This is a genomic window from Oleiphilus sp. HI0132, from assembly GCF_001635845.1.
In genome coordinates this window covers 1-573 of sequence record NZ_LWGJ01000673.1, presented here as the reverse complement: position 1 = coordinate 573, position 573 = coordinate 1, and the positions used below count along the sequence as shown (strand labels likewise).

Annotated in this window: 1 pseudogene; it reads left to right on the top strand. The window is 48.9% G+C overall.

Annotated elements, in window-relative coordinates:
* Positions 1–498: pseudogene (locus A3766_RS30715) on the top strand (IS21 family transposase); the annotation flags it as partial.
* Positions 499–573 lie beyond the last annotated feature (75 nt).

Here is a 573-nt window from a genome sequence, read left to right as displayed (position 1 = left end):
CTTTACTCCGTACCGCATCAGCTTGTCGGCGAGCGCTTGGAGCTTCACGCCAAAGATAAGCTAATAGAAATCTACTTCCAGAATAAACGTGTCGCCAGCCACCCAAGAAAGCGCAACTCTGGCATGACTACGAATCCAGAACATATGCCAACTAGGCATGAGAAACATCATAAGTGGAATGCAGACCGACTCATGAACTGGGCCAAGGATCTAGGCGATGAGGTCTTGCTCTGGGTGCAAGCACTCCTCAAGCAAAAACAGCATGAAGAGCAAGCTTACCGGGTCTGCCTGGGCTTATTGAATCTATCTAGGAACTATCCGGCAGAGCGTATCAATAATGCCTGTGCCATCGCCAATCAGCACCACCTCTACAGGTTGAAGCAGGTCAAAAGCATCTTGCAGAGTAATCAAGACAAGTTACGTACGAGCCGTACTGACCAACTACCACTACTACCGCAATCACACGAAAACATACGCGGCCCGCAAAGCTTCCATTAAAGGACATTCACATGACAGAGCAAACTATCACTCAACTTAGACAGCTCAAGCTTAGCGGTATGGCCAATGCGCTCG